This window comes from Enterobacter sp. QK-SA4 (assembly GCF_056856775.1).
This window is the reverse complement of the sequence record NZ_JBXFXH010000003.1, coordinates 25,645-42,360: the sequence shown is the minus strand read 5'-3', so window position 1 is coordinate 42,360 and position 16,716 is coordinate 25,645. Positions and strand designations below refer to the sequence as shown.

Below are 16,716 nucleotides of genomic sequence, written 5' to 3'. Positions count from 1 at the left end.
ACGCTTAGCGTACGATTTTGTCCGTTTTCTCTATCGTCCCCTCCATGCCCGACGGACGGTCGCCGGCCCGCCCTGGTCGAAGGCCGCCCCACTCGGCCCGGCGAGGCCCGGCCAAGGTTGGACAGTTGCAGCGGCCAAAATCGCCCCCTGCGGCCTCCTGGGCGCGTTTCTGGTGCCAAGGTAGGCTTGCCCCCTGACTGACAGCTTCCGCGTTGTGTGGGCGATTCTGGAGGCTCTGACGCTGCTCCGGTTGCAGCGCTCCCGCCCCCTCTTTGGCGTTCAACCTGTCGTTTTCAGAAGACGGCTGCACTGAACGTCAGAAGCCGACTGCACTATAGCAGCGGAGGGGTTGGATCCATCAGGCAACGACGGGCTGCTGCCGGCCAATAGCCGACAATGACGACACTGGAAATCCCCGCCTGTGAGCGTCGGCTCAGGGCGGGACAGCGTCATCCAGCTACCTGCGCCACTGACTCAGCCTTGTCCAGCCGGCCGCGCCGCACGAACAGACTGACCAGCCGTTGACGGATCGCCACCTGAAGTTCCGCCAGTTGTTCCGGCGTGATGCGAATTTCACCCGCTCGACGAGCGCAACACCGGCGCCGCCTACGCCAAGAACCGGCGAATCGAACTCAAACTCACGAACCGCTGAGCGCCGCGTCACCGCGCTGCTGCGCCAGCCAGTCGCGCGGGGCGCAGCCCATGCGCACGCGGAAGGCGCGCGCCAGAGCGTTCGGGCTGCCGTAGCCGACGCGGTCGGCCACCACCGCCACCGGCCGCCCCTGCTTGAGCAGGGTGCAACTGACGTTCATCCGCCAGTCGGCCAGATAGTCGCCCGGCGTGACGCCCACCGCGTCCTTGAACGCGGCGGCGAAGCGCGCGCGTGACATGCCCGCCTTCGCCGCCAGCGCCTCGAGCGACCACGCGGTCTGCGGCGCATCGTGCATGGCGGTTATGGCGCGCGCGAGTTTCGGGTCGGCCAGGCCCGCCAGCAGTCCGGTGGCGCCAAGCCGCCCATCCATCAGATAACGCAGCAACTGGATCAGTAGCAACTCGCACAAGCGGTCGATGGCGGCCTGCCGACCGCACTGGTCGCGCTCGGCTTCGGCAAACAGCAACTCTAGCGTCGGCCCGAGGCCGGGCAAGTCCGCCAACGGAATCAGCAGCATCGACGGCAAGGCCATGGCCAACGGGTTGCCCGTCGAAGCGCCCAGGTCGACCTCCGCACACAACCGCTCAGCGGTATCGCCGGGGGCGGCGACAAAACGATGCGACGCCACGCGCGGATAAAACAGCAGGCTCGGCTCGGTAACCAGCAGATCTTCATGCACGGGCGAACGCGCCGTAATCGGGCCGCGCCGCACCAGATGGATATAGCCATGCGGCGCCGCGTAATGATGCTGCCCACAGAAGGCGCCGCTGTGAAAAACGCGCGCCGAAAGCGAGTAGTGCCGGAGCAAGCCGGCCAGTCGATCCGCCATTCCACTCTCCATATAAGACGATAGGTTACGTATTTGATACTTTACGTGCCATATCGTACCAAACAAAGGGCGATCATGCCCACGTGCTCTTGCACCTCACCCACTACGGAGATAGACATGACCCAAATCGCCCCCCTGACCATCGACACCGCTGACGCCGCTACCGCTGCCACACTCAAGGCCGTCAAAGCCAAGCTTGGCATGGTGCCGAACCTGTTCGCCACGCTGGCCCACGCGCCGGCGGCGCTCAATGGCTACCTCGGCTTGTCCGAAACGCTGGGCACCGGCCGCCTGAATGCCTCCCAGCGCGAGATCGTTGCGCTCGCTGCCGGTCAAGCCAATCGCTGCCAGTATTGCCTGAGCGCACACACCCTGATCGGCAAAGGTGCCGGACTGTCGGCAGAGGCCATCGCCGCGGCCCGCACCGGCCAGGCGGCCAACGCACTTGACGATGCAATCGCCGGCTTTGCCCGCGCGCTGGTCGAGCAACGCGGCGTGGTGTCGGCCGACGCCATGGCCAACTACCGCCGCGCGGGGCTCGACGACGGCCTGATACTGGAAGTGATCGCCAACGTCGCGCTGAACACGCTCACCAACTACACCAACCACATCGCCGACACCACGGTGGATTTCCCCGTGGTCGCCGTCTGATCTCCATAGGCATATAAGGAGAACACGATGAAAATCGCACTCACCGGCGCTCTGCTCGCCAGCGCCCTCGTCCTGCCACTGGCCGTCACGGCCGGCGACTTTTCGCCCTATGTGGACAGCCAGGGCGGCATCAGCCGCCCCACAGACTTCCGCACAAACTTCGTCCACCTGGGCTCATATGCGGTGTTGGACGAAAAATCCGCCTCTCGCGGCTTGCACGATGTGTACACCGAAAAGGCCTCGGCCGAGCACTACCGCAAGACCGGCAAGTTCTTGGACGGCGCCACGCTGGTGAAAGAGATCCGCAAGCTCGAAACCAGCGCCATGACCACTGGCAACCCTGTGGTCTGGGGTTCCGATGCGGCCGTGTGGTTCGTGATGGTCAAGGACGCCAAAGGCCGTTTCGCCAGCAACCCCTTGTGGGGCGACGGCTGGGGCTGGGCGCTGTTCAAGGCCGACGCCCCCGCCAAGAATGTCGCCGTCAGCTACGAAGCCGACTGCATGGGCTGCCATGTGCCGGCGGCCAAGACCGACCGCGTATTCATCCAGGGCTATCCGACACTGACCCAGCACTGACTTGCTGCCGGGTTACGCTTCGCGCAGGATGGCACCTCCGTCCTGCGCGAGCCACCCTTTCCGGAAGCGCGCCATGCCGACACTCGACGCCTTTCTGACCGACGTCCGCGCCTGCACGCGCTGCGCACCGCATCTGCCACACGGCGTGCAGCCGGTCTTCCAGTTTCACCCGAGTGCGCCCATCCTCATCGCCGGCCAAGCACCGGGGGCCCGGGTCCATGCCTCAGGCGTGCCCTTCGACGACGCCAGCGGCGCGCGTCTGCGCGCCTGGCTGGGCGTGGACCGCGACACCTTCTACGACCCTACCCGCATCGCCATTCTGCCCATGGGCTTCTGTTATCCGGGCACCGGCAAAAGCGGTGACCTGCCGCTACGCCCGGAGTGCGCCCCCCGCCTGGCGCGAAGCCTTCATGCAGCGTTTCGAGCGCCTGTCGCTGGTCATCGTGCTGGGCAGCTACGCCATGGACTACCACCTCGGTACTGGCAAGACGCCGCTCACCCGGGTGGTCGAAGCCTGGCGCGAGCACTGGCCGCAAGCGTTCCCCCTGCCTCACCCTAGCCCGCGCAACAATCGCTGGCTGGTGCGCAACCCCTGGTTCCAACAAGACGTGCTGCCCGCGCTGCAAGCACGCGTCCAGGCAGTCCTCACCGCCAACCCCAAGGAAACCCCATGACCGACGACACCGCCGCCATTACCGAGCTGCTGCACAAGTACTACGACACCCTGGCCTGGGCGAACGGAGACAGGCACCGGCTTTGGAGCGATGAACGACGGCTTCAGGTGCGGTAGCTGACGCCTGGGACCTCAATCACCGTATGCCCGGGTCGAAAGCGGTCCTTTCTCTGACAACATCGCCCTAGCCCGCACTCAACCCCCACAACACATCCAGCACATGTTGCGTAGGCCGCTCGACGTCCCCACCACGGTGGGCAATACCAAGTTGACGCCACAATAAGGGCTGTAATGGCCGCATGACGATCCTGGTATCGGGCAATGGCGTGGAGGCTTCATGCGGCAACAACGTCGCACCATAACCGGCCGCCACTAGGCTTTTGATCGCATCGTTGTAGTTCAGTTGAATACGCGGCGTGGGCTGCCGTCCATCACTGGCGAACCACTCCGAGGTCAAGCGCGAAAGCCGAGTAGTTTTGTCATTCAGAATTAATGGCTGGGCGGCCAGCCAACCGGGGGTCACAACATCCGGGCATTCCCAGCGAGCCGGCAAGAAGGCCATGACCGGGTCCCGCCGCCATGGCTCGATCCGCAATTCCTTCACCGGGGTCTGTGGCAGCGCGACCAGACCGATCTCCAAAGAGCCCTCGGCAAGCTTCTTCAAAGTTTCCTGCGACGTGAGCACCGCGACCTGCACATCGATAGCGGGATGGCGTTGGCCCAACGTCTCCAAAGCTTGCGGCATCAACTGTGCGATGGCCCCTGTGGAGGCACCCAGCCGCACACGCCCGGCCAAGCCCTGCACCTGACGCTCCACGTCCTCAAGCGCCTGCTCCGCATCCGCCAACAGGCGCCGCGCGCGCTCCACCAGCGTTTCTCCAATCGCCGAAGGCTGAATGCGCCCACGTGTGCGCGACAACAGCTTTCCGCCAACCCGCGACTCCAGGTCGGCAATATGCAAACTGACCGTGGGTGGCGCGAGGTGCAGCACACGGGCCGCCTCGGCAAACGAACCCAGGTCGGCAATGGCCACCAACGTGCGCAGACGGTCCAGGCTGATTTCGCGCATGAGTCACTCCTTGTTCAGAAAAGCTGAATTTCATCGTTTAGAAATTCAACTTTTCCTATCTTAGCCCCTCACTGAAGATTGGAACTCCTGATTTCCTATGTCCGAGAGCATTCCATGGCAAGTCCTCTTATATTCATCGACGGCGACCAAGGCACCACCGGGTTGCAAATCCATCAACGTCTACGCGACCGGACCGATCTGCGGCTTATCACGCTCAGCCCCGAACATCGCAAGGATCCGCAACGTCGCGCCGAAATCATCAACGCCTGCGACATCGCGATTCTCTGCTTGCCCGACCAAGCCGCACGCGACGCTGTAGCGAGCATCGAAAACCCCGCCGTTCGGGTGATCGATGCGAGTTCGGCGCACCGCACCCATCCAGACTGGACCTATGGTTTCGCGGAGATGAACTCGCAGCAGGCCCAACGCATCGCCACGGCACGGCGGGTCAGCAATCCCGGTTGCTATCCCACGGGGGCGATAGGGCTGCTGCGCCCATTGCTGGAGGCCGGGTTGCTGCCCAGGGACTATCCGACGAACATTCATGCTGTGTCGGGCTATTCCGGAAAAGGGCGCGTTGGCGTGCAAGAGCATGAGGGAGAGGGCGCATCACAGGCGCCCGCGTTTCAGGTTTATGGTCTGGGGCTGGCACACAAACATATTCCGGAGATTCAGCAGCAAAGCGGTCTGATGGAGCGGCCGATGTTTGTGCCGGCTTATGGGGCTTTTCGGCAGGGGATCGTGCTGACCATACCGTTGCAACTTCGCTTGTTGGCGCCGGGCGTGGATGCGGTGCGGTTGCATGCGTGTCTTATGCAGCACTACGTCGATGCGGACCATGTACAGGTGATGTCGATGCAGGAGGCCAAAGGGTTGACGTGCCTTGATCCTCAGGCGCTTAACGGGACTGATAGTTTGCGATTGGTGGTGTGTGAAAATGATGAGACGGGGCAGGTTTTGTTGGCTGCGGTGTTTGACAATCTTGGGAAGGGAGCCGCTGGAGCGGCGGTGCAGAATCTGGATTTGATGGTTGCAGGAACATGACTCCGACTACCCACTGGCTCTAGAGTCTATGGCTCGAATTTTCGAGCGGTTGTTTCCTCTCTGTTTATGGCCTGGCATCGACGGCATTAAACGAGTCGAAAACAGAATCTACGCGTGTCAGCAGTTTGCAATCCAGTCAGGCTTTGAAGTTAAACGGTCGTCCACGACAGGCAGCAATCGGCCAACAGCGGCCGTTTTAGAGTAGGGAAAATAAATCCCCTTTTCTGCTGTCTACGCTTCGCAGCGCCGGTTACCCGGTCACCACGCAAGACTCGCTTCCGGTCGGTGGCTAACCTTTACCGGGCGGGGGTCATACCCGCTGGGTTTCTTACGCCATTTCGTGACGGCTTGCGCCGTCATTCCCAGGCGACCAAGCTTTGCCTGGCGCACATAAATCAGTCCCCTTTTTCTCTTTGCGCAGCAATGGCGTCGATCCTTCGCGCCTGCAAACCTTTGGTGCAGGCTCCAGCTCGCCCATTGCCCCCAACGACACCGCCGAGGGTCGCGCCCAAAATCGCCGCGTTGAAATCAAACTGGTGCCCCGTAGCGGCGCTGTAGCTCAAGGGTAATGGTGCCTTGGTGCTCTTTTCGTCGGATGCCCAGCTATCTTTTAATGGGTTACGGGCGATTTGCAGTGGGCTCCAAAACCTGGCCTCAGGAGGTGCAAGCTCCCGTGGCACCGGCTTTGGACTGGGCAGACCAATACGCCGGCCCATAAGCCCATAAGGATCCCGGCCTCGGCCGGGTTCTTTATGCCCGCTTCGCGGGCTTGAGCCCAGAAGGGAGCGGCGTGCGCCGGATTCGCATCTGCCAGCCAGTACGCAGCCCGTTTGGAACTCAGTTGATCCGTCTTTTTCAACGGTTTAACAGCCAAATCAATACGTTCACAAGTACACTCGCCACCCTAGGGATGGTGAAGCATCCACGAGCGGTACTAGAATTTTCAGCTTTTCGGTGCCGCCGCACGAATTCAAGGGGCAAGCATGGATTACGAACAACTGCCGAGGGCCGCCTTGGTCCGTATGCTGCAGGAGCATGATGCGGCGCTTGCCGATGCTGGCAAGAATGGCATCGTTATGAGTTACACCGGGCGGGCTGCTCCCTGGCAGATCATCCGCCAGGTCAAGCCGAAGCTGCATCGTATTATCAAGAAAGTATCCTTTGGAGAGGAAACCGCCCAGTCAGAGAATGAGATCTGGGACGGTGAAAACCTTTCTGCGATGGTCACGCTCTATAAATATCGTGGTCAAGTTGATCTTGTAGTAACAGACCCGCCGTACAACACCGGCGAGGACTTCCGCTATAACGACAAGTGGGACAAGGATCCAAACGATCCAGATCTCGGCGATGTAGTTCCTAAAGATGATGGGTCCAAGCACAGCAAATGGTTGCGCTTCATGACACCCAGAATCTGGATGATGCGTGAGATGCTAACCCCAGGCGGGGTTATGGCTATCTGTATTGATCATAGGGAACTATTTAGACTTGGCATGCTCATGGACGAAATCTTCGGCGAAGAGAATCGCATTGGCATAATCAATTGGCAGAAAAGCTATTCACCTCGCAGTGATAATAAGGGGGCGGCGGCGAAAACTGAGTGCAACACCTGACCTTTCCGGTACGGTGCTGTCCCTATGTCTTATTCCGAACTCAGCGTTGAAGAGCGCGCCACCATTCAAATCGGTCATGCCCAAGGTTTCAGCCTGCGCGGGATTGCCTGCTTGATCAACCGATCCCCTTCGACCATCAGCCGGGAGCTGCGCCGCAATCGAGATGCCTGTGGCGGCTACTCGGCCCGCGTGGCCCAGCAGCAGATGCAGGCCCGCCGTCAGGTGTGTCGACCGAAGCAAAAGCTGTTGCCGGGTAGCGAGCGCTTCGAATTGGTGGCGCATATGCTGCGTGAGCGTTTGTCTCCCGAGCAGATTGCCGGCAAGCTGCGCAGCATGAATATTCCCAGCCTCAGAGATGCCTACGTGGCACTGTTGCAAAGTTAGCGATGAGGCAGCCTTTTGTCTTATTCAAAGGCCTTACATTTCAAAAACTCTGCTTACCAGGCGCATTTCGCCCAGGGGATCACCATAATAAAATGCTGAGGCCTGGCCTTTGCGTAGTGCACGCATCACCTCAATACCTTTGATGGTGGCGTAAGCCGTCTTCATGGATTTAAATCCCAGCGTGGCGCCGATTATCCGTTTCAGTTTGCCATGATCGCATTCAATCACGTTGTTCCGGTACTTAATCTGTCGGTGTTCAACGTCAGACGGGCACCGGCCTTCGCGTTTGAGCAGAGCAAGCGCGCGACCATAGGCGGGCGCTTTATCCGTGTTGATGAATCGCGGGATCTGCCACTTCTTCACGTTGTTGAGGATTTTACCCAGAAACCGGTATGCAGCTTTGCTGTTACGACGGGAGGAGAGATAAAAATCGACAGTGCGGCCCCGGCTGTCGACGGCCCGGTACAGATACGCCCAGCGGCCATTGACCTTCACGTAGGTTTCATCCATGTGCCACGGGCAAAGATCGGAAGGGTTACGCCAGTACCAGCGCAGCCGTTTTTCCATTTCAGGCGCATAACGCTGAACCCAGCGGTAAATCGTGGAGTGATCGACATTCACTCCGCGTTCAGCCAGCATCTCCTGCAGCTCACGGTAACTGATGCCGTATTTGCAGTACCAGCGTACGGCCCACAGAATGATGTCACGCTGAAAATGCCGGCCTTTGAATGGGTTCATGTGCAGCTCCATCAGCAAAAGGGGATGATAAGTTTATCACCACCGACTATTTGCAACAGTGCCGACACGAATACCCGCGCTGGCCAGCTCAATCGCCAGATTACGCGTCAGGGCATGCAGACCCGCTTTTGCCATTGAATAGGCCGAGGCCGGCGAGTCACCCAGTGCAGCCTGAGCACCAATCGAACCGACGTTGACGATAGACCCTTCGAGCTTCGCGGCGAGCATGTTCTTCACGACATCCTGTGTAATAAAGAACGTGGCTCGGTTCAGCGAAAGATACATGTCATAATCGGCAAAGCTGTGCTCGGTAAATCCTTTGGGCATGAAGATACCGGCGGCATTCACCATCAGGCTGATATCGTGATGGTGAGCATTAATTTCCTGACGGATAGTTTCCATACCTTCTTCGGTCATCAGGTTCGCCGCGATGACCGCAACCGGTCCCAGAGGGCTCAGTTCTTTTTGCACCGCTTCGGCTTTGTCTTTTTTATTCCCGGTCAGCACGACACTGCCGCCCGCTTCCAGTACCATGCGTGCCACGGCCAGGCCCATGCCGCTGGTACCGCCGACGACGAGCAGTTTTTTACCTTTGAAAAAAGTGTTCATTTTCTGACTCCATTACTGGTGGGTAAGACGTTGCCGGCAGCGTGAAACTGCCGGCGGTTGACGGATTAAATACTGCAGCCATCCGTTCCGCAGGTCTGACCCGCAGTGGCTGAAAATTCGGTTTGCTGTTCATCCCAGACCTGACGCAGGGCATTCAAAAAGTTATCTGCTGCCTGAGCCCCGCTGATGGCATATTTTTCGTTCATCACAAAAACCGGAACGCCGCTGAGGCCAATAGACTGTGCGTGGGCTTCATCGTCGGAAACGGTGGCGCGAAAATCGTCATTTTCCAGGGCGGCTTCAGCGTCAGCTTTCGGCATACCGGCTTCTACGGCCATGGCAACGAGCTGCTGACGGTCAAAGAGAGAGCGACCTTCGGTGATACTGCCATGATAAAAACGTTCTTCCACCGTGTCCGCAATTCCGGCCTTACGCGCGGCAACCAGCAGGGTGTGTGCATCTTCTGTATCACCAAACATCATGCCGTCGAAGTTGTAGATCAGACCTTCAGGCACTGTTGCAAAGTTAGCGATGAGGCAGCCTTTTGTCTTATTCAAAGGCCTTACATTTCAAAAACTCTGCTTACCAGGCGCATTTCGCCCAGGGGATCACCATAATAAAATGCTGAGGCCTGGCCTTTGCGTAGTGCACGCATCACCTCAATACCTTTGATGGTGGCGTAAGCCGTCTTCATGGATTTAAATCCCAGCGTGGCGCCGATTATCCGTTTCAGTTTGCCATGATCGCATTCAATCACGTTGTTCCGGTACTTAATCTGTCGGTGTTCAACGTCAGACGGGCACCGGCCTTCGCGTTTGAGCAGAGCAAGCGCGCGACCATAGGCGGGCGCTTTATCCGTGTTGATGAATCGCGGGATCTGCCACTTCTTCACGTTGTTGAGGATTTTACCCAGAAACCGGTATGCAGCTTTGCTGTTACGACGGGAGGAGAGATAAAAATCGACAGTGCGGCCCCGGCTGTCGACGGCCCGGTACAGATACGCCCAGCGGCCATTGACCTTCACGTAGGTTTCATCCATGTGCCACGGGCAAAGATCGGAAGGGTTACGCCAGTACCAGCGCAGCCGTTTTTCCATTTCAGGCGCATAACGCTGAACCCAGCGGTAAATCGTGGAGTGATCGACATTCACTCCGCGTTCAGCCAGCATCTCCTGCAGCTCACGGTAACTGATGCCGTATTTGCAGTACCAGCGTACGGCCCACAGAATGATGTCACGCTGAAAATGCCGGCCTTTGAATGGGTTCATGTGCAGCTCCATCAGCAAAAGGGGATGATAAGTTTATCACCACCGACTATTTGCAACAGTGCCGTATATACTTACGCACCTTCCCACTTCAACACACCTTTTTGGATAGAAGTGAGAAGCTATCCCGCTTCTCACCACCTTTTACCAAATTTGTCTCACCGACTCCCCACTTCGACACACCGAAGATTCAAAGGCTTCCCACTACGCCCCACTTTTTGCTTCACGCGGTCATAACTGGTTGATACTACCCTCCCTAAAGGTAGCCTGGAGTTGAAAGCCGCATTATGTGGTTCTATGGGGATTTCGGATAAAGGCACCACTTTGCCATCTTGTTATCTTGTTATCTTGCTATCTTGTTATATTGTTATCCTAACATCTTACTAATTTGTTAAGATACAAAAACAATTCAGTTATAAATCACACAGTTAACAACTTAACAAGATATTAACTTAATAAAGAAATTGCAATATTGTCGCCTGTTTGGCAATATTAAGTTGTTAACTTAACAATTTAATATGAGGCTATGATGATAATAGTATTGGGTAGTCAAAAGGGTGGGGTTGGTAAAAGTACACTGGCGGTATCTATAGCTGCGTATCTGATGTCACTGGGCAATAGAGTGATCATTGTCGACGCAGATGACCAGAAATCTGTATTGACCTGGTACAACAATCGTCCTGAAGATCTTCCCCATATTCCGGTTACTGGCGCAACAGGCAACATCAAAGCCATGCTAAAGGAACACGAGAAATCTTATGACTTTGTCATCGCAGACTGTGCTGGCCGCGACAGTGCAGAAATGCGTAGTGGGTTGATGGCCGCTGACGTATTCATTTCTCCGTTGCGGCCTTCTCAGATGGACCTGGATGTAGTGCCTCATACATGCTCTGTTTTTACAGCAGCAAAAGATTTTAATGAGGACGTCCGGGGATATCTCGTTTTAAACATGACGCCCACGAACATGTTTGTCAATGAAGCAAATCAGGCAGCTGACGTACTCAAGGATTATCCTGAAATGCGTCTGGCTAGTTCCCGAGTTTGTGATCGAAAAGCGCATCGAGATGCCTGGGCAGAATCAATGACAATTTTTGAAACGCAAAATGACAAAGCACAACAAGAAATCGAATCGTTAGTTAAAGAGGTTATTCTGTGAGAAATAGAGCAAATACTCCATCTCGTGATGAGGCAGCGTTTATTAACGGTGGTACTGCTGGTATTGATAATACCAAAGTGACTTCAGAGAGACCATTGGCTGTAAGTAAAGCAAAACCAGTGAGCATTTCCTTTTTTGAAGAAAACTTAAAAGACATTGATGATCTTATAGCGGGTGAAATGATTTCAGGTAAAAGCAGAGTGAATCGTTCTGACGTAGTCAGGGCAGCGGTAGAGGCACTAAAAAGTTTATCAAAAACAGAGATATCCAGATTAATCGCAGAAGCGAAACAACGATAATATCTTGTTATCTTGTTATCTTGTTATCTTGTTATCTTGTTATCTTGTTCAGGGTGGTAACACCTTTTATATCGAGGCAACAACTTCGCGATAGTGAAAATTTGCGGATGGCCTCAGTCCTATACATAAGGGGATATACATGAATTCAAATACTACAATCGCCTTACATTTTTCGCTTGCATTACTATTTACGTTGCTATCAGTGGCTGGTAGCAACCATGATTTAGCAGGAGTTGTATCTCAATTATTCCTTATTTTCATGGCTGCATTTTTTTTCTTTAGGGCAATGAGGGCCTTTCTGAACATAATTAATGTGATTGAAAGCTGTAAAAAGTGAGGCTGGATAAGCCCCCATTAAGCTTGGACTGTTTCCCACACAAGAACTACTTTAGGTCGAAACCTGGGGTATTACCCATAGTTGACCTATGTAGATTGGTTTGGGGTTAACTTTTTTATCAACGCAACAGCTTCAGCTTCCGGCATAGCAAACTGCACCCGGTGCCGTGCCGCGACATCGAGCGCAAACACCTTCGTATAGACCTCCGTGGAACTGATCGATTTGTGGCCCATCAGGCTCTGCAAAACCTTCAGAGGTATGCCGGCGTACAGCATATGCATCGCGTAGGAGTGACGGAACGTATGGGGGGTAACCGGTACTGAGAACGTCACCCCGTCGGCCGCTGCGGCCTCCACCGCTTCGCTAAGCCAGGTGCGCACGGTACGGTCTGTGATCTCCCAGATACGTGCCTTCTCCATTCTGCCGGTGCGCTTGTTTCGTCTTTCCAGCGGAATTTTCAGGGTGGCCACCATCATCTGCAGCTGGCTGACATAGTGGTGATCGGAAAGGGGAACCAGACGATGGACCTGACTGCCTGCGGGGGCACGACCTGCCGTCCTGGCCGCTTTCTCGGTGCGCTGCTTGAGCGTGGCCAGCTGCACGAACGGATACGGCGGCACCAGCGAAAAATCCCCCCGGGTCAGCGCGAGCGCTTCATTAATGCGCGCGCCGGTGTTCCACAGCGTCGCCAGCAGCATCTTGCGGTGAAGATCCGGCACGTAATGGAGCAGGGCGCTGACTTCCGGCGCCAGCAGGTATTTCGGCAGTTCATCCTGCACGAGCGCCATCTGGCGCAGGGCGAGGGCGGCAGGGTAATCGATGGCCACCGGGAGCAATGTTCCGGGAGATGCCGGAGATCCAACTGGAACCAGGTTATTCATAATTTCTGTTAATTTTTTTCTTTGCCGAGAATTTTCTTCGTAATATTACCGGAGTCAGGATGACTAACCAGCCAGCGACGGCCAGCCAGAAAACAGACGAAGTCACAAACAAAACTACCCCGTCAATGACGGTAGACACGATATTTTCGGGCACAGGTTTCACTCCTCTTCAGTGGGTGGCTATGGAACGGGAACATTCATGACACCAACATCCAGTAGATAAAGCACAGAAAACCCATCCCCCATCCCCAGAACAGGATCTGGCCGCGGTATTTATCCCGCAGGTTAAAAAAGGGATGTGCCTGCAGGTCAACGAGCTCCTCACTTTGCGAGGCAAGCTCCCTTTCCAGCTCCAGGATTCTTTTCTGCGACTGAGCACACAGGGTAGCCAGCCGGATGACCCCGGTTGCCCGTTGCGCCACCTCCAGGTCTGAATCCCCGCTCTGCGGCAGAGACAGTTTTTCTGCCCGCAGCGGCAGGGCGTCACATTTCTCGTCCGGGAGCTGGCCCTCTTTCCTGTGCAACAGATGATAAAATGGACGATTCTTAAGTGAAGTAATTAACTGTTTTTGCGACCGTTTTTTGCCTTCGAGCTGCACGATTTTTTCCTGCAGCCCGCGATAACAGTCTTCCAGCCGGCGTACCGCGGATACCAGGGGCTCCACCCGGAGCGTTGAGCACCTGCCCCGTGGCAACTGCAGTTCGTCTGCCCGCAGCGGCATTGAGCTGGTTTCCCCCGCCGGGAACCGGAAACCCATTGCGTGCCACAGCCTGTCCCTCCGGATCTTGTTTTCTTCGTTTTCTTCATCAACCCGGGAAATTTCAATCGGCAAAACCAGGGTTGCTGGCGGAAGGCCTCTGGCCCAGAGAACAAACTGCTGCGTGATCCAGCTACCCAGGCCGAGTCCCTGCAGGCGGCGTTCCAGTCTGAACTCATCTGTAAACAGATGCAGGGCCTTCTGTTGAGGCCAGTAGATTGCAGTGAAAGTCTGAGTCTTCGTCAGTTCGGTATCGGCAAGGTACAGTGTCATTATGCAGGAGACCCGGTACAATCCGTCGGGAAAATGGTCAGAAGTTGGCCCCCACGATTCCTCCCTGCTCAGAATAACGACCAGATTTTCCTCCTGGCGGGTACTGTTATTTGTAATGATCTCCGGCAATGTCACGAGCCACATTGTTTTGTCGTCACCAGTCCGGGTAACACAGTCGGTCATGTTTTTTTCCCTAACAGTGAAGTGAACAATACACTTTAAAGACCTTATTGATGAGGCAGGCTTTCCACGGCGGAGCGCTGTGTTCAGACTGCGGCAGATGGTAGTCACCCGTGAGCACCCAGAAATCAGGCTGGCCTGATTGTTCTGCCACCATTCTGCCGTTTCGTTTGAGAATTTTTGGAGATCGCCATTTCTGACGCCTGCGGGCTGTCTCGATGGGGCTGTCCTCATTAAGGCCAGAATAAAGCCACAGCTCCTGGTGGCCATATACATCCTCAAGCTCCCGGACCACATCGTTAAATGAGCTAAATGTTGGTGTACCCATACCTCGCCTCAAAAATAGTATCCGGTTCAATAGTCATTCTTGCCAAACAGCTGAGGCAGTTCATCAAACAACATCACATGGCGGGTGCGCTTTCCCTTGAAAATGCGCCTCATCACTGGCGTGAAATCCGCAGGCTCCCAGCCATAGGGCCACGTATAGAAGATTCCGGCTTTCAGCGTGTTATCTGGTCGTTCAGGGCCAGCGACGATACGTCTTACCTCCGCGCTCAGGGCCTCACCGCGCAGGCCGTACTGTCCCAGGTAACGACGCAGCCGCGTTCTCGGCATCCGCGGATCGGATTTCACGTAAGCATTAATATCCATATGCTGCGTGGCGGTGATGATATTCATGCCGTACTTGCGCATGGTGCTGAAAGCGGTGGCCATCACGTCTGTCTCTGGTTCGCCATCAGTTCTGTTCATCTGGTTTCCTTTTACTGACTTAAGGGTGTTTGTGTGAACCGTTCGTTTAAGCTGACCCCGCGAAAGCCTGCAGGGCATCCGCTCCGGAGAGCAGTTCATGCTGAGGGTTAAGCTCTGCGGCAATACTTCGTTTTGACATCCTCGATGTCTTTCAGGGCGGGGAGGCTGTCAAATTCCCCAGAACATCAGGTTTATCGCATTTTTGATGTCATTTTCCCGGTGGCTGAGATCGGCCACTTCCTCCCCGGTGACGGAGGACGTGACGCTGGCCATGTCCGTGGTCATCAGGCGGTAGCTTTCGTCCCCGATGTGCACCACCGGATAGAGTTCACGGGAAACCTTATCCGACAGCAGCCGGGCGCTGGCCAGCGGGATCACCATCCGTCGCCCGGGGGTATCGATGATGTCACTCTGCACATCCACGAACAGACGATAGCGGCTCTCTCTTTTATAGGCATAAACCTTAAACTGCATCTCACCAGTCCCTGTTTTCGTCGGCGAATGAACCGTTCATCTCAATAAAGCGGGCAACCTCGGCCATCCCTTCCTGATTTTCAGCCTGCCAGCGTTCGGCACGCAGACGACGGGCCTCATTCTGCATGGCCCTGTTCACCAGGGCGGAGATATTGACGTCTGCGGATTTCAGTAACTGATAACTGTCGCTGTCTATGGTGACGGTGATGCGCTGCTTCATAATGCACTCCGGAATACATACTGATGATATGCATATCAGTATAGCGTAAGGATGCAGCTGACTCACGCCCGCCTGAAACATACTGTTATGTCGCCATTAATTTCACTTCGTGAAATTCACATACAAAATAATCACCTTAGAGATAACAAGCAGCCATACAGCCACGCCGTTAAATTACAGGACGGCCGTTCCGTCCGGATCCGACTTTTCGCGCTTTACGAAGTTTCCGGAAGTGTGCCACGGTGAGAGAATAAGCAAAGCGGCGTTTTCCGGTGGTGAGCGGCCGGTCGCGGGGCAGGGGAGGGACACAACATATAGCGTCATCCTCAGCTGGTAACACCGCTACATCTTGTGTTTCCGGGCCGCTGCGCACCGGAGGCCGGAAAGCAGATCCGGAACTAGCTTTTTTCGGATCTGACCGGGAAAAGAGAGAATACAACATAGGTTCAACATATCCATATGCCGGGCATCTGCATAGGTGTGGCATACGCATATACTTACCATCTGCATATGCTATGACTATACATATGCTTTGCATCTGCATATACTGAACATAGTCATACAGGCCGGTCGGCCAGGAGGAAATGATGAGAACTGTATCCATTTTTAAAAACGGCAATAACCGCGCCATTCGTCTGCCCCGCGATCTGGATTTTGAGGGAGTGAGCGAGCTGGAGATCGTCCGGGAAGGGGACAGCATTATTTTGCGTCCCGTCCGGCCGACCTGGGGCTCGTTCGCGCAGTTCGAGAAGGCAGACCCGGACTTTATGGCGGAGCGCGAGGACGTTGTCAGCGACGAAGGACGATTTAACCTGTGAACAAGACCTATATGCTCGACACCTGTATCTGCTCGTTCATCATGCGCGAGCAGCCGGAAGCCGTCCTGAAGCGCCTGGAGCAGGCGGTGCTGCGCGGCCAGCGCATCGTTGTCTCGGCCATCACTTATTCTGAAATGCGCTTCGGGGCCACCGGCCCGAAGGCCTCCCCGCGCCACGTCGAGCTGGTCGACGCGTTCTGCGCCCGCCTCGATGCCATCCTGCCCTGGGATCGCGCTGCGGTGGACGCCACCACGGAGATTAAGGTGGCGCTGCGAATGGCCGGGACGCCGATCGGCCCGAACGACACGGCCATTGCCGGGCACGCCATCGCCGCCGGTGCCGTGCTGGTGACGAATAATACGCGGGAATTTGAGCGGGTACCGGGTCTTGTGCTGGAAGACTGGGTAAGATAACGCTGTAAAACAAAACAGGCGGTCTGGCGCAGCCGGACACTCTTTCAGTCAGCGGTAT

The 16,716-nt window shown here is 56.1% G+C and carries 20 protein-coding genes and 5 pseudogenes; 12 read left to right on the top strand and 13 right to left on the bottom strand.

Annotation, left to right across the window (positions count from 1 at the left end; translation table 11 throughout):
* Positions 1-638: 638 nt before the first annotated feature.
* Positions 639-1,481 carry a helix-turn-helix transcriptional regulator gene (locus tag AC1VYI_RS00430; protein ID WP_003464996.1) on the bottom strand — a complete coding sequence of 281 codons (843 nt, stop codon included), beginning with the start codon at positions 1,479-1,481 and terminating at the stop codon, positions 639-641.
* 117 nt (positions 1,482-1,598) lie between these two features.
* Between AC1VYI_RS00430 and AC1VYI_RS00425 the strand changes: the two genes are divergently transcribed.
* The 4 genes and pseudogenes from AC1VYI_RS00425 to AC1VYI_RS00410 all read left to right on the top strand — a co-directional run bounded on the left by AC1VYI_RS00425 (position 1,599) and on the right by AC1VYI_RS00410 (position 3,382).
* The gene (locus AC1VYI_RS00425; RefSeq protein WP_020309197.1) at positions 1,599-2,132 is read left to right on the top strand and encodes a carboxymuconolactone decarboxylase family protein; all 534 of its coding nucleotides are present in this window, start codon (positions 1,599-1,601) and stop codon (positions 2,130-2,132) included.
* 27 nt (positions 2,133-2,159) lie between these two features.
* Positions 2,160-2,708 (top strand): cytochrome P460 family protein, encoded by a 549-nt coding sequence (locus tag AC1VYI_RS00420; protein ID WP_003465000.1) that lies wholly within the window; start codon positions 2,160-2,162, stop codon positions 2,706-2,708.
* A gap of 28 nt (positions 2,709-2,736) precedes the next feature.
* A pseudogene (locus tag AC1VYI_RS00415) lies at positions 2,737-3,057 on the top strand (uracil-DNA glycosylase family protein); the annotation flags it as partial.
* A 61-nt stretch (positions 3,058-3,118) separates the two neighbouring features.
* Complete coding sequence (locus tag AC1VYI_RS00410; RefSeq protein ID WP_003830781.1) at positions 3,119-3,382, top strand: uracil-DNA glycosylase family protein; 264 nt, start codon at positions 3,119-3,121, stop codon at positions 3,380-3,382.
* Positions 3,383-3,565: 183 nt separating this feature from the next.
* Here AC1VYI_RS00410 and AC1VYI_RS00405 read toward each other — a convergent pair whose 3' ends face one another.
* Positions 3,566-4,450 (bottom strand): LysR family transcriptional regulator, encoded by an 885-nt coding sequence (locus AC1VYI_RS00405; protein ID WP_003465017.1) that lies wholly within the window; start codon positions 4,448-4,450, stop codon positions 3,566-3,568.
* A 114-nt stretch (positions 4,451-4,564) separates the two neighbouring features.
* Here AC1VYI_RS00405 and argC point away from each other — a divergent pair, with 114 nt between their 5' ends.
* The 4 genes and pseudogenes from argC to AC1VYI_RS00385 all read left to right on the top strand — a co-directional run.
* A complete protein-coding gene (argC, locus tag AC1VYI_RS00400; protein ID WP_003465021.1) occupies positions 4,565-5,494 on the top strand; it encodes an N-acetyl-gamma-glutamyl-phosphate reductase in 930 nt (309 codons plus the stop codon).
* A gap of 410 nt (positions 5,495-5,904) precedes the next feature.
* Positions 5,905-6,063 (top strand): annotated as a pseudogene (locus tag AC1VYI_RS00395) (OmpA family protein); the annotation flags it as partial.
* A gap of 414 nt (positions 6,064-6,477) precedes the next feature.
* The gene (locus AC1VYI_RS00390) at positions 6,478-7,104 is read left to right on the top strand and encodes a DNA methyltransferase (RefSeq protein ID WP_003465024.1); all 627 of its coding nucleotides are present in this window, start codon (positions 6,478-6,480) and stop codon (positions 7,102-7,104) included.
* 24 nt (positions 7,105-7,128) lie between these two features.
* Positions 7,129-7,470: pseudogene (locus AC1VYI_RS00385) on the top strand (transposase); the annotation flags it as partial.
* 51 nt (positions 7,471-7,521) lie between these two features.
* Here the strand turns inward: AC1VYI_RS00385 and AC1VYI_RS00380 are convergent.
* From AC1VYI_RS00380 to AC1VYI_RS00365, 4 genes and pseudogenes are all read right to left on the bottom strand, one after another.
* Positions 7,522-8,226 carry an IS6-like element IS26 family transposase gene (locus AC1VYI_RS00380; protein ID WP_001067855.1) on the bottom strand — a complete coding sequence of 235 codons (705 nt, stop codon included), beginning with the start codon at positions 8,224-8,226 and terminating at the stop codon, positions 7,522-7,524.
* Positions 8,227-8,277: 51 nt separating this feature from the next.
* Positions 8,278-8,835: pseudogene (locus AC1VYI_RS00375) on the bottom strand (SDR family NAD(P)-dependent oxidoreductase); the annotation flags it as partial.
* 65 nt (positions 8,836-8,900) lie between these two features.
* Positions 8,901-9,344 (bottom strand): annotated as a pseudogene (locus tag AC1VYI_RS00370) (DsbA family protein); the annotation flags it as partial.
* A gap of 53 nt (positions 9,345-9,397) precedes the next feature.
* Positions 9,398-10,102: an IS6-like element IS26 family transposase gene (locus tag AC1VYI_RS00365; protein ID WP_001067855.1), complete on the bottom strand. Its 705-nt coding sequence runs from the start codon at positions 10,100-10,102 to the stop codon at positions 9,398-9,400.
* A 526-nt stretch (positions 10,103-10,628) separates the two neighbouring features.
* On the opposite strand from AC1VYI_RS00365, the gene AC1VYI_RS00360 reads away from it, so the two are divergent.
* Positions 10,629-11,255: a ParA family plasmid-partitioning AAA ATPase gene (locus AC1VYI_RS00360; RefSeq protein ID WP_004197649.1), complete on the top strand. Its 627-nt coding sequence runs from the start codon at positions 10,629-10,631 to the stop codon at positions 11,253-11,255.
* Positions 11,252-11,554 (top strand): hypothetical protein, encoded by a 303-nt coding sequence (locus tag AC1VYI_RS00355; RefSeq protein WP_071571079.1) that lies wholly within the window; start codon positions 11,252-11,254, stop codon positions 11,552-11,554. Before AC1VYI_RS00360 ends, AC1VYI_RS00355 begins: the two co-directional genes overlap by 4 nt.
* A gap of 423 nt (positions 11,555-11,977) precedes the next feature.
* Here the strand turns inward: AC1VYI_RS00355 and AC1VYI_RS00350 are convergent, their stop codons facing one another.
* The 7 genes from AC1VYI_RS00350 to AC1VYI_RS00320 all read right to left on the bottom strand — a co-directional run bounded on the left by AC1VYI_RS00350 (position 11,978) and on the right by AC1VYI_RS00320 (position 16,058).
* A complete protein-coding gene (locus AC1VYI_RS00350; protein ID WP_004197635.1) occupies positions 11,978-12,772 on the bottom strand; it encodes a site-specific integrase in 795 nt (264 codons plus the stop codon).
* A gap of 197 nt (positions 12,773-12,969) precedes the next feature.
* Positions 12,970-13,986 carry a hypothetical protein gene (locus AC1VYI_RS00345; protein ID WP_017899884.1) on the bottom strand — a complete coding sequence of 339 codons (1,017 nt, stop codon included), beginning with the start codon at positions 13,984-13,986 and terminating at the stop codon, positions 12,970-12,972.
* A 10-nt stretch (positions 13,987-13,996) separates the two neighbouring features.
* Complete coding sequence (locus AC1VYI_RS00340) at positions 13,997-14,311, bottom strand: hypothetical protein (RefSeq protein WP_053389906.1); 315 nt, start codon at positions 14,309-14,311, stop codon at positions 13,997-13,999.
* A gap of 26 nt (positions 14,312-14,337) precedes the next feature.
* Entirely contained in the window at positions 14,338-14,733 is a 396-nt protein-coding gene (locus AC1VYI_RS00335) for a hypothetical protein (RefSeq protein ID WP_017899885.1), read from the bottom strand.
* A 168-nt stretch (positions 14,734-14,901) separates the two neighbouring features.
* Positions 14,902-15,207 (bottom strand): type II toxin-antitoxin system toxin CcdB, encoded by a 306-nt coding sequence (ccdB, locus tag AC1VYI_RS00330; protein WP_013023785.1) that lies wholly within the window; start codon positions 15,205-15,207, stop codon positions 14,902-14,904.
* A 1-nt stretch (position 15,208) separates the two neighbouring features.
* Entirely contained in the window at positions 15,209-15,427 is a 219-nt protein-coding gene (gene ccdA / locus AC1VYI_RS00325) for a type II toxin-antitoxin system antitoxin CcdA (RefSeq protein WP_004197642.1), read from the bottom strand.
* Between the two features lie 169 nt (positions 15,428-15,596).
* Positions 15,597-16,058, bottom strand: coding sequence for a hypothetical protein (locus tag AC1VYI_RS00320; RefSeq protein WP_167819652.1), 462 nt, complete (start codon positions 16,056-16,058; stop codon positions 15,597-15,599).
* Between AC1VYI_RS00320 and vapB the strand changes: the two genes are divergently transcribed.
* Positions 16,015-16,245 (top strand): type II toxin-antitoxin system VapB family antitoxin, encoded by a 231-nt coding sequence (gene vapB, locus AC1VYI_RS00315; RefSeq protein WP_001261282.1) that lies wholly within the window; start codon positions 16,015-16,017, stop codon positions 16,243-16,245. The genes AC1VYI_RS00320 and vapB overlap by 44 nt on opposite strands.
* Positions 16,242-16,658, top strand: coding sequence for a type II toxin-antitoxin system VapC family toxin (locus AC1VYI_RS00310; protein ID WP_001044770.1), 417 nt, complete (start codon positions 16,242-16,244; stop codon positions 16,656-16,658). Before vapB ends, AC1VYI_RS00310 begins: the two co-directional genes overlap by 4 nt.
* Positions 16,659-16,716 lie beyond the last annotated feature (58 nt).

Coding starts and splice junctions, on each gene's coding strand:
- AC1VYI_RS00430 (WP_003464996.1), bottom strand. CDS start 1,481: ATGGCGGATCGACTGGCCGGCTTGCTCCGGCACTACTCGCTTTCGGCG.
- AC1VYI_RS00425 (WP_020309197.1), top strand. CDS start 1,599: ATGACCCAAATCGCCCCCCTGACCATCGACACCGCTGACGCCGCTACC.
- AC1VYI_RS00420 (WP_003465000.1), top strand. CDS start 2,160: ATGAAAATCGCACTCACCGGCGCTCTGCTCGCCAGCGCCCTCGTCCTG.
- AC1VYI_RS00410 (WP_003830781.1), top strand. CDS start 3,119: ATGCAGCGTTTCGAGCGCCTGTCGCTGGTCATCGTGCTGGGCAGCTAC.
- AC1VYI_RS00405 (WP_003465017.1), bottom strand. CDS start 4,450: ATGCGCGAAATCAGCCTGGACCGTCTGCGCACGTTGGTGGCCATTGCC.
- argC (WP_003465021.1), top strand. CDS start 4,565: ATGGCAAGTCCTCTTATATTCATCGACGGCGACCAAGGCACCACCGGG.
- AC1VYI_RS00390 (WP_003465024.1), top strand. CDS start 6,478: ATGGATTACGAACAACTGCCGAGGGCCGCCTTGGTCCGTATGCTGCAG.
- AC1VYI_RS00380 (WP_001067855.1), bottom strand. CDS start 8,226: ATGAACCCATTCAAAGGCCGGCATTTTCAGCGTGACATCATTCTGTGG.
- AC1VYI_RS00365 (WP_001067855.1), bottom strand. CDS start 10,102: ATGAACCCATTCAAAGGCCGGCATTTTCAGCGTGACATCATTCTGTGG.
- AC1VYI_RS00360 (WP_004197649.1), top strand. CDS start 10,629: ATGATAATAGTATTGGGTAGTCAAAAGGGTGGGGTTGGTAAAAGTACA.
- AC1VYI_RS00350 (WP_004197635.1), bottom strand. CDS start 12,772: ATGAATAACCTGGTTCCAGTTGGATCTCCGGCATCTCCCGGAACATTG.
- AC1VYI_RS00345 (WP_017899884.1), bottom strand. CDS start 13,986: ATGACCGACTGTGTTACCCGGACTGGTGACGACAAAACAATGTGGCTC.
- AC1VYI_RS00340 (WP_053389906.1), bottom strand. CDS start 14,311: ATGGGTACACCAACATTTAGCTCATTTAACGATGTGGTCCGGGAGCTT.
- AC1VYI_RS00335 (WP_017899885.1), bottom strand. CDS start 14,733: ATGAACAGAACTGATGGCGAACCAGAGACAGACGTGATGGCCACCGCT.
- ccdB (WP_013023785.1), bottom strand. CDS start 15,207: ATGCAGTTTAAGGTTTATGCCTATAAAAGAGAGAGCCGCTATCGTCTG.
- ccdA (WP_004197642.1), bottom strand. CDS start 15,427: ATGAAGCAGCGCATCACCGTCACCATAGACAGCGACAGTTATCAGTTA.
- vapB (WP_001261282.1), top strand. CDS start 16,015: ATGAGAACTGTATCCATTTTTAAAAACGGCAATAACCGCGCCATTCGT.
- AC1VYI_RS00320 (WP_167819652.1), bottom strand. CDS start 16,058: ATGGCGCGGTTATTGCCGTTTTTAAAAATGGATACAGTTCTCATCATT.